Source organism: Clostridia bacterium (genome assembly GCA_014360065.1).
In the GTDB taxonomy this organism is placed as follows: Bacteria; Bacillota; DSM-521; order Neomoorellales; family JACIYF01; genus JACIYF01.
Genome location: JACIYF010000099.1, coordinates 1 through 9573, shown reverse-complemented (window position 1 = coordinate 9573; position 9573 = coordinate 1). Strand labels below are relative to the sequence as shown.

Sequence of the window (9573 nt, the reverse complement as noted above, 5' to 3'; positions counted from 1 at the left end):
GTTAAACCGCTGGCATCAGCTCCGAGGCTGAAGGCTTGCCAAAGTTGGGCTACACCAAAAAGAAGGCATACAGGGTAATTTTCTCAAGAAATGGCCGGCGATTAGATCTGATCTGTCTAAAGGGGGTTTTCCCATTACTGGGTACCTGCCCGATCATCCGGTGTTGCTCCCAGGAGGGGCTTGCTATAATGAATAATGGGGGCAAAGATAGGTCATAGATTACCTCTGATTTCGCGGAGGGTTCTACCGTGGAAAGAAGTCTTAAGCCTCGTATGACGGAAAAGGATTTGGATTTCCTGGTCCGGGCTGTAGCTGATAGGAGAAACGATTACGAGGGCATCAAGAATATTGTGCGGGACAAAGAGGATTTTATTGAAATCATGCTTGAAGATGCTAAGCTTTTCGCCAAGCTCCTAGAAAGAAAAGAGGAGCTTCTCTTCATCTCCCCTTACTTTCTATTCAGCATCCTCCTGCGCCAGGTCAGGCGAGACCTGGGACACATGTCTTATACCCAAGAAACAAGCGGGCGAGAACGCATACCTGTTTTTGATGCTCCTAAGGTCCGCAAGGCTATTGAGGACAACCAGGTCTTGGATTACCTGGCTGAACTGTTGACTTCATTTACCCGGGTGCAGAGCTACGTGCTATTTTATCAGGTAGGATCGAAAACCTACCGCCGCCTGCTGAGCGGCATGGACATCGACGACCTGATTTTTTTGGCTTCGGCGGTAGACCAGCCTTACCGCTTCGAGCTCAACCGCCGGGTTGGCGACCTGGCCCTATTTGTTACTGGCATCTTTCCTGAATATATAAGCCGGCCCCGGGGGCCGCTGTGGAGGACGCCAAAAAGTTTGGAGGATTACTTGGAGATAGGCCGGCGCTATTACAGCTTGGCCAGCAATGACCCTTATGCCCAGGAGTTGGGCTGGCATTCCCTGCTCCACTTCATGTCGGAGAACCTGTTTGCCCTGTATAAAGTGCTCAATTTGTTATCGCCATACATTGCGCCCCAACGCTCCGCTTGGTTCGGGCTGACCTTAAACTAAGCGCCGTCAAGCATCAAAACCAAAAGGAATTAGGCCAAAAAGAGCAGACATGGCCGGGGTTTAGCGCGGCCAATGCCTGCCCTTACTAGCCCTCCCGGCCGGACACCACCGCTCTGCCTCTATGCCGCCATACCCATATCTACCCCTACCATATCAAGCGCCCAGACACCCACTTATTGGCAAATCCTATACCGCCTTCTGATACTTAGCTAGTCATCTTTTACTTAAACCGGTGTAAAATTATTCTGGAAGGGAGGCACCAGCCGTGGCAAAAGTAATCCTTCCCCTGCTCTTTGGGTATCTCCTGGGCTCGTTCCTGCCCGCCTATTTTCTATGCCAATGGCTCGCCAGGAAGGACATTCGCACCCTAGGTGATGGCAACCCGGGCACCACCAACATAAAGCGCAGCCTGGGGTTTTACCCCGCCGCCTTGACCGCCTCTTATGATACCACCAAGGGGCTGCTGGCCATGGGGGTAGCCGCTCACGTTTTCCAATCTCCCCAGCCGGTAGTGTATGCTAGTGGAGCTTGCGCCGTTTTGGGCCATGTCTTCCCCTTCTACCTTCACTTTCGGGGTGGGCGAGGAGCAGCAACTGCCACCGGCATCCTCATAATGATGCTAGTAAAGGTGGCCTTTGCCATACTCACCCCCTCAGCCCTTTGGACGGATCTGGCTTACATGGTCTTTCTGGTCTTATCGGTTTATTGGGCCTCTAGAAACGAGAATTTTCTGGCCCTGGCCGTTTTGCCTCTTCTGGCTACTTTGCTGGTATTCCGGGTACCCCTATCCGCTGACCTAATATTCATCCTTATCCTCATCGCTTACCTGTTTCTGGTCAGCCTGTTCAGTGCCGAGAAGATGAAAATCTTTACCGTACGCGACGAAAATCTCAGATTATGGAGGGTTTTTATCCGGCCCGCCGCCATGGCGTTCCCGGTCCTTTTACTATTTCTAAACCGGCTTTCCTTGCTTACCCTGATAGGCTCAGTTCTGGCCATTAGCTTCCTAGCCGATATATTACGGCTTACGGTCAAGAAAGTCCGGCAGCTCTCCGGCCAACAGCTCTTACCGGGATTGAAGATATACAAACAGGTTGAGGAACGGCGCATCTCTTCCATTACCATCTTTTTGCTTGGCGTTTTCTTAAGCTTTCTCCTCTTCAGACAAGAAATTGCCGTAGCCAGCATTGGTTTTTTGATCTTCGGCGATATGATGGCCAAGGTCATTGGGATTAGCTACGGCAAAAGGCCAATATTTGAGGGAAGCCAGAAGACCATGACTTTCCTGCTTAATGCCCTGAGCTGATTCGGCCTAATATCCGGTCATGATCAAGGGCACCTGAGCTGGCATGGCCATGGTTAGGCGCTTTTCCACTTCTGACCAGTTGACCAGCTGCCACCATGCCTCCACATAATCGGGGCGGCGGTTCTGGTAATCCAAATAATAGGCGTGCTCCCAGACATCTATCAGCAAAATAGGGATAGCACCCCATTGGGTCAGATCTTGGTGCTTTTCGGCCATCAGGATCTCCAAGCGCTGCCAAGCCGGATGCCAGCAGAGCAGAGCCCAACCCGAACCTTCCACATCCCTGGCAGCAGCGCTAAACTGCTCCCGAAAACCTGAAAGGCTGCCAAAAGACCGCACGATCTGATTCCTACTCTGGGGGCCAGGTTGCCCGCCCATCCCCACCGGCGCCATCACCGTCCAATAAATGCTGTGTAAGATGTGGCCGGAGCCATGGAAGGCTAGCTCTCGCTCCCAGTGCTTGACCAAGGAAAAATTGCTGGCGCGCCGCGCCTCTACTAGCTCAAGTTCGGCCTTGTTCAGACCTTCCACGTAAGATAGGTGGTGCCGGTCGTGGTGAATGCGCAGGGTTTTCCCGCTGATTACTGGTTCCAGGGCCTGATAGGAATAGGGCAGGGGCGGGAGTCGGTGTTGGCCCGGCGGAACCATAAAATGCTCCACGATGGATTCCCCCTTTGGTGGTTAGTTGCTGGTGATCGATGGCATATTATCCTATTCCTTTCCAGGGCCAGGGGTTCCAAGGTGGGGTAGCGTTGGAAGCTCCCAAGCCTCGTCCACGGCCCCCAGCCACTGGGCCAATATGCTCACCCCCCGGCCCCGGCGGTGGGTTATGCCTTCCACCCGCAAGGGCCCCACCCCGGGGCCAAAGAGCAGGTGGCCGTACTTTTGGTAGACATCCTCAAAGACGGTTACGTCCACAAGCCCCCACTCATCCTCCAGGGAAAGAAAGACTGTGATCCGCCCGCTCCTGGTAGGAGGCCGGTGGGGACGGATGGGAAGGCCGGCCACCTTGACCCGTCGGCCACCGGGAAGTTTGGCCACGGTACGGCTATCCGCATAGCCCTGCTGGATTAGCTTCTGCCGCCACCGCTGCATCAGGTGGCAGGAGATCTCCAGGCCCAGAATTTGACTCTCCCAAGCTGCCTTTTCCTGAGGTTCAAAATCGGGCACTAAAGGCAACCCGGCTCCGGCAGCAAACTCCAAAGCTTCCTGCTCCCGAACTATTTCTTCGCCTCCCCAGATGGCCAAAAGCGATGGCAGTCCCAGCCAAAGCTGCCGGCGGTTGGGATAGAGGGAATCCAGGGCCCCGCAGAGAATGAGGTTTTCCAGCGTGTCCTGCTCCGGGCGCGAGCGCTGAAAGAAATCCTGGACCGAGCTAAACCGTCCCTGTTTGGATTGTTGCCGGGCCGCCAGTATTCTTTCCAGGGTAGATCGACGCATCCCTCGAACTTGGCTTAACGGTACCCGGATAGCTTTTCCCTCCACCGTAAACCGGTCGCCGCTGAGGTTGATATCCGGCCCCAGGATTTTTATCCCCCGGGACCGGGCTATGGTAGCCAGGGTGCCTGGACCATAAAACCCCATGGGCTGGTGGTTGAGCAGAGCGGCAAAAAACGGGGCCGGATAGTGGGCCGAGAGGTAGGCAGTCCAGTAGCTGGTAATGGCGAAGGCGGCAGCATGGGCTTCGCAGAACCCGTAGCTGGCATACCCTTCCAGACAGGAGAAAATCGCCCGGGCAGTGGCTTCGTCGATGCCGTTTTGGGTGGCCCGCCGGACAAATTCCTCCCCTACCGCCTGCATCTCCTGCCGGGAGCGGGAGTGGGTCATCAGCCGCCGCAGCCGGTCGGCCTCCCCCGGGCTAAAGCCGGCCAGCTCGGTGGCAATAGCAATCACCTGCTCCTGGAACAGCACCACCCCGTAGGTTTTCTCGAGAATGGGAACCAGGCGGGGGTGGAGGTAGGTTGCCGGCTCCCTGCCCCGCCGCCTGGCCACAAAGGGATCCACCATATTGCCCTTGATGGGCCCCGGTCGGATTAGCGCTAAGCTAGCCACAATATCTTCCAAATCTTTGGCCCCCAGCCGCGCCTGCAATGCCCGCTGAGCCGGGCTCTCCAGCTGAAACACCCCCACCGTATCCCCCCGGCTGATGAGCCGGTAGGTAGGAGCATCGTTAAGCGGTAGACGTTCATAGGAAAAGTTGGGCCGAGCCAAGCGGATGCTCTGAGCCGCATCTTCCAGTAAGCTGAAGGCCTTGAGGGATAAAAGATCGAGCTTGACCAGCCCCAACTCCTCCACGTCATCCCGGTCAAACTGGCAGATCCGCATCCCCTTGGCTGCCTTCTCTAAAGGGGTGATGGCGGTAAGGGGCGGTCCGCTCACCACCAATCCTCCTAAGTGGGTGCCCAAGAAGCGAGGAAAGCCGGCTACCGCAGCGCAAAAGTTAAAGAGTAACTCATAATCTCTATCCTGGAGCCTATGCCCCTCTTTATTTCCCTGGCCTTTTTTCTTCCAGGAGCCGCATCTTGTCTCAGGGAATTTTTCCAGGGCCGCCTCTATCTCGTCGGCATGAATGGGAGGAAGGCTTTTGGCCAAGGCATCGACAACCTCTTCCTCCATCCCTAAGGCCCGGCCCCCATCCCGCACCGCCGAGCGGGCCTGGTAGGTGCAGTAGGTGGCCACCGAAGCCACGTGCTCGGGGCCGTATTTTTGATAAACGTATTCGGCTACCCGGTCGCGGTAACGGGAGTCGAAATCCAAATCGATATCCGGAGCCTCGGCCCGCTCCAGGCTCATGAAGCGCTCAAACAAGAGATCCCGGGCAATGGGGTCCACCTCGGTTAAGCCCAGACAGTAGGCCACGGCGCTGGCCCCGGCGGAGCCGCGGCCGGCGCCGCGAATCCCCTGCCGCCGGGCATAGCCCATCACATCCTCCATCAGCAAAAAATAATCAGCGTAGCCCAGCCTCTCAATTACCGAAAGCTCCTTCTCCAGCCGCTCCTGGATTTTAGCGGTAAGCTTCTGGTAGCGCCGGCGGGCTCCCTGGTAGGTGAGGGCCCGCAGGCGCCCAATGCTGGTCTCCCCCGGCGGCAGGGGAAAGCGGGGGAAGCGTTTTGTCCCTGACTCTAAGGCTGGCTGGCAGATCTCGGCAATCTCCAGGGTATGGGCCAGGGCCCGGGGGCAAAAGGAAAAAAGCTCCTCCATTTGGGCAGGGCTTTTAAAATAGTTCTCGCCGTTCAGCCGCCGCTGGGGGTGGACTTGAAAAACCGTAGTATGCGTGCGTATGCAGGTGAGGAGATCGTGGATGGGAAATTCCTCCGCCTCCACATAGTGAACGTTGTTGGTGGCCACCGGCTTGATCCCAAGCTTCTCCCCTATCTCCAGCAAGCTCTGGTTCAGGGCTCGGTTGCCGGGGAGCAAGGTGTCTTCCAGCTCCAGGTAGAAGCGCTCCCGGCCAAAGATGGCAAGGTAACTTGAAGCCGCTTTGAGCGCCTGGTCGTAAGAGCGCTCAAGGATCAGGGAAGCGATTTCGCCCCGCCGGCAGCCGGAAAGGGCAATCAAGTCCCCGTTCAGCTCTTCCAGGTCTTCCCACGAAAGGCAGGGCTGGCGCCGGGGGTTGGCGAGGTGAGATCGGGTTAGAAGCTGGCAGAGGTTAGCATAACCCTTAGGATTCATGGCCAGAAGTATCAGGTGATAAGTGCGCCCACGTCCACGGCCGGGCCTGCCTCCGCTCTCAGTTCGGCCCACAGGCCAACTTCGGCTTCCGTCCCCATCCTTGCCCCTTTTTCCCTCCACAGTTACCTCCGCCCCCTGGATGGGCTTAAGCCCGGCCCGGCGGGCCAGACGGGCAAAGCGAACCGCCCCGCTCACCCGGTCGTGATCGGTAAGGGCCAGGGCCGGCATCCCGCAGCCGGCCGCCGCCTCAACCAGCCTCTCCAGGGAAGAGGCTCCGTCCAGGAAAGAAAAGGGCGAATGCACGTGTAGATGTACAAAGGGCTGCCTCATGCCGTCTACCTCTTTCGCCTCTATCTTCCTTCCCCCACCAAGCTCCTACTTTTCTGCCGGCCTCGTTAGGACCACCAAGCGCTGGCTTAGGGTGAGCTATCAAAATTCGTCGATATTAACCTGGCGGAGGCCAAACTTTTCAAAAACAAAGTGAGTATCAAAGGCCAAGGCTTCTTCCATACCTAGGCTCTTCATAATAGCGAAACTGGTACAGTCAGTGAAGGAAAAATCCTGATCCTTAAATTTCATAAAAATTTCTAGCGCCATAGCCAAAAAATCAGGGGCTACAAATATGATCTTGGCCGCCTTTTCAGACAGCAACTCCTGAGCCAGGGTCGCTGCCACCTGATGACTTATCCTAGCTCGGGTCAGGGTTATTGCTTCATCAATAACATAGTCGGAAGTGTAGCATATAACCTTACCAGGAAGGCTTTGGAAAAAGCGCACAGCTTCCTGGTGATGGGGGTCATTTTTATTTTTCAGGGCATACCAGGCTCCTGTATCAATAAAAACTCTCCTCATCGGTACAGTACCTCATCATGATGAACTGGATCCGCTGGGCCAGCCACTGCTCCTTGGGCCATTTCCAGCCCCCCCCTAGCCTGGGCCAGAGAAAGCTCTTGCTGTTTTTCTTCAATTAAGCGACGGACAACTGCGGAAAGGCTCATCTTTTTTAAGCGAGCTTGCTCTAAAAGAAATCGATGCTGATCTTCCTGTAAGAGTATTTGGGTGCGGACCATACCTACACCTCCTTCAATAATTACACACTTACATTATAATACATCCCCTCAATAAACAAGTATAGGTGGCTGGACTAATCATAGACTTTATAAAGAAACCATCTCTTCTGCTCCAGATCCTGATACAGCTCGAAGAAGCTGCCATCGGTGGCCTCCACCCGGAAGAACAATTTTGGGCTCTCCCCTTCCCACCAGGCCCCGGTATCCTTCCAGCGCTCCCAGACTTGTTTAACCCCAAGCCTCCTGCCCCGGAAGCTAAAGGAGCTAGGGGTAACGCCATCGCGGCACTTTACCTCTATTGGCCTGAGTATAACTTTTGACATCTAGCTCACCCCAACCGGAACAACTTATCCTCGCTCTCGGCGCCAGGGATCATAAAAGGCAAGCATCCTCTCCCGCCAGCTGGGGGCCGGCGGGGAAACCAGGATCCGGCCCGGGTAGCGATGGCAGAGGTCATCCCAAGCCCGAGCCAGCCTGCCCTGGCGTTCAAGCTGAGCCGGCAGCCCAGCTTGGTTAAATAGGTGCATCTGGGCCGCTGGGGCCGGGACCAGATCCTTAGCGCCAACCGTAAGCGCCCAAACCGGCCCAGCTATCTTCAGGCGTCGGGCCAAGGCCAGGGCATCGCTCTCCAGATTGGCAGCTACTCGCGGCCGAGGATAATCTCGCCGGCCCTCCAAGGCAGCATCTTCAAGCTCAAGCTGCAAATGTAGCTTTCGGTAAGCCCTGCCGGAAGCATCCAGCTTTTGGGCTAAAGGTAAGGCAACTTCTCGAATGGCCAGGGATAAAGCCTCCCAATTGGTAATACCCTCTACCACCAAGCGCTGGCTCAATTCGTCCATGGCAGGAAACGGCGCTAAAAGCGCCGCGCAGCCTCCTCTGCTCCCCCATAACCTATTAAAACCATCTGCCCGTTCTAGGGTCTTTAAAAAGAAAACATATGTTCGCATAAAAATTATAGAACAACATATTTGGGATTCTCAATGGAAAAAAGTTACCATTTCTTGGTGAGCCCCAGGATTTCCTCGGCGTAGCCCCACACGCAGGCTGGAGACATCAAGGAAAAAGGTAGAAACCTGTAGAATAGAGCAAATTTTAGGTACTCTCGGCAGCCCCTTCTTTTTTTTCTTTTTTTTTGCTACAATCAGGGGTATGGAACTTCGTACTAACGCTTCTGCACCTTGCTTCAGACCGCACAGGCGGAAAATTATCCATCTACTGATCATTACGGCGACTTTGGGAGCATGGGCTCTGTTGGTCTTAGCCGTTACCTGGGTTTTAGGGGCGGTCGGCTGGTATCTGCTCGCCCATATCTGGTGGCGAGAGCTTTTCGTGCCCGGCGCAGTTTTTTCCACCGTCCTCGCGATTCTTATCGCCACTTTGTGGGCCGTCTTCCTCGGGTGGTGGATGCTCTTGTGGTCCCGCTACCACTATTACCGCTACTACAGGCGGAACCGCAGGCAACTCTCGCCCCCGGCGTTGCGGGCGCAGCCGCTGTCGTGGAAAGAGAGTGTTCTCAGCCCTCCCTGCCCCTCTGTCTCCGCCACACTCGTACGCTCACCACTTATGCCTCTAAAGCGACACGCGTCGGTCGCCTCACTCTTCTCTCGCGCCGCGCAACTGGCAGAGAAAGGGGATTTAACCCAGGCTGTCGGGCTTCTGCGCCAGGTTCTAGCGGTGGAAGACGCGCCGTCTCTCCTGCGCGTTGCCGCCGCCTCCCGGCTTGGGAAAATTCTTGCGGGAATGGGAGAAGAACGGCTGGCGAAAAGCTTTTTCTTCCTGGCACACACAGAAAGGAGAAAACTATCGTGAATAGTGAGGTCCTCAATACGCTGAAGCAGCGACTGGCAGAGGGCCGCTTTGGGCGAGCGCTTTTCGGTTATGCGCCCAAGGAGGTCACGAACCTTATCAATGAGGCCGTCCGCGTCCTCGAAGAGCTGGCGGCGGAGAAGACCAAGCTTGAGCACACGCTGGCCGCCTACCGCGCCCAGGAGGAAAACCTTCGTCAGGCGCTTCTGCGGGCCGAAGAAACGGCGCGCCGGACGCGGGAGGAAGCACTACAAGAAGCAGCACGCCTGCGGGCCGAAGCGCGGGCCGAAGCAGGGAGATTGCTGGCAGAGGCCCAGAAAGAGCTCAAGCAACTTGAACAGGAAAGGCTTTACTACCAGAAAGCGCTCAAGGAACGTGTGAGCGCCTACGAGCGGGAAGCACAGGTGGTATTGGATCGCTTCTACGTGGTGGTCCGCCGCCATCTGACACTCGTTGAGGAAGAGTTTACCAGCGAGGTCAAAAAGCTCCTGGAACGTTTTGAACGGGAATTACGGGAGCTACCCATGCCGGAACTCATCCTGGATGTCTCTGAGGGCAGTCGAGATTGCCAAGAAGCTGCGGTTGCGGCCGAACATGTCGAAAAACAGGATCCTTCTCCCGATGAGGCGCTCCTTCTCGGCATGGTGCTCCAGGAAGACCTCCGGGACGAGAC

Annotated in this window: 10 protein-coding genes; 4 read left to right on the top strand and 6 right to left on the bottom strand. The window is 55.9% G+C overall.

What is annotated here, in order from left to right:
• The first annotated feature begins 248 nt into the window (after positions 1-248).
• Positions 249-1046: a hypothetical protein gene (locus H5U02_12015; GenBank protein ID MBC7343141.1), complete on the top strand. Its 798-nt coding sequence runs from the start codon at positions 249-251 to the stop codon at positions 1044-1046.
• Positions 1047-1311: 265 nt separating this feature from the next.
• Positions 1312-2352 carry a glycerol-3-phosphate acyltransferase gene (locus H5U02_12010; protein ID MBC7343140.1) on the top strand — a complete coding sequence of 347 codons (1041 nt, stop codon included), beginning with the start codon at positions 1312-1314 and terminating at the stop codon, positions 2350-2352.
• Positions 2353-2358: 6 nt separating this feature from the next.
• Here H5U02_12010 and H5U02_12005 read toward each other — a convergent pair whose 3' ends face one another.
• The 6 genes from H5U02_12005 to H5U02_11980 all read right to left on the bottom strand — a co-directional run bounded on the left by H5U02_12005 (position 2359) and on the right by H5U02_11980 (position 7933).
• A complete protein-coding gene (locus H5U02_12005; protein ID MBC7343139.1) occupies positions 2359-3012 on the bottom strand; it encodes a superoxide dismutase in 654 nt (217 codons plus the stop codon).
• A gap of 51 nt (positions 3013-3063) precedes the next feature.
• Positions 3064-6354, bottom strand: coding sequence for a DNA polymerase III subunit alpha (locus H5U02_12000; protein MBC7343138.1), 3291 nt, complete (start codon positions 6352-6354; stop codon positions 3064-3066).
• A 99-nt stretch (positions 6355-6453) separates the two neighbouring features.
• A complete protein-coding gene (locus H5U02_11995) occupies positions 6454-6876 on the bottom strand; it encodes a PIN domain-containing protein (GenBank protein MBC7343137.1) in 423 nt (140 codons plus the stop codon).
• Positions 6873-7094: a hypothetical protein gene (locus tag H5U02_11990; protein ID MBC7343136.1), complete on the bottom strand. Its 222-nt coding sequence runs from the start codon at positions 7092-7094 to the stop codon at positions 6873-6875. Before H5U02_11990 ends, H5U02_11995 begins: the two co-directional genes overlap by 4 nt.
• Positions 7095-7168: 74 nt before the next feature.
• Entirely contained in the window at positions 7169-7417 is a 249-nt protein-coding gene (locus H5U02_11985) for a hypothetical protein (protein ID MBC7343135.1), read from the bottom strand.
• 24 nt (positions 7418-7441) lie between these two features.
• On the bottom strand, positions 7442-7933 hold the full coding sequence (locus H5U02_11980; GenBank protein MBC7343134.1) for a hypothetical protein: 492 nt from the start codon (positions 7931-7933) through the stop codon (positions 7442-7444).
• Between the two features lie 412 nt (positions 7934-8345).
• Between H5U02_11980 and H5U02_11975 the strand changes: the two genes are divergently transcribed.
• The gene (locus H5U02_11975; protein ID MBC7343133.1) at positions 8346-8903 is read left to right on the top strand and encodes a hypothetical protein; all 558 of its coding nucleotides are present in this window, start codon (positions 8346-8348) and stop codon (positions 8901-8903) included.
• Positions 8900-9573: DivIVA domain-containing protein (locus H5U02_11970; protein MBC7343132.1), on the top strand; the 674-nt coding region annotated here is incomplete at its 3' end. The genes H5U02_11975 and H5U02_11970, both read left to right, overlap by 4 nt.

Excerpts from the sequence above, each read along its gene's own strand:
- H5U02_12000 (MBC7343138.1), bottom strand. The coding sequence starts at position 6,354 with ATGAGGCAGCCCTTTGTACATCTACACGTGCATTCGCCCTTTTCTTTC.
- H5U02_11995 (MBC7343137.1), bottom strand. The coding sequence starts at position 6,876 with ATGAGGAGAGTTTTTATTGATACAGGAGCCTGGTATGCCCTGAAAAAT.
- H5U02_11990 (MBC7343136.1), bottom strand. The coding sequence starts at position 7,094 with ATGGTCCGCACCCAAATACTCTTACAGGAAGATCAGCATCGATTTCTT.
- H5U02_11985 (MBC7343135.1), bottom strand. The coding sequence starts at position 7,417 with ATGTCAAAAGTTATACTCAGGCCAATAGAGGTAAAGTGCCGCGATGGC.
- H5U02_11980 (MBC7343134.1), bottom strand. The coding sequence starts at position 7,933 with ATGGACGAATTGAGCCAGCGCTTGGTGGTAGAGGGTATTACCAATTGG.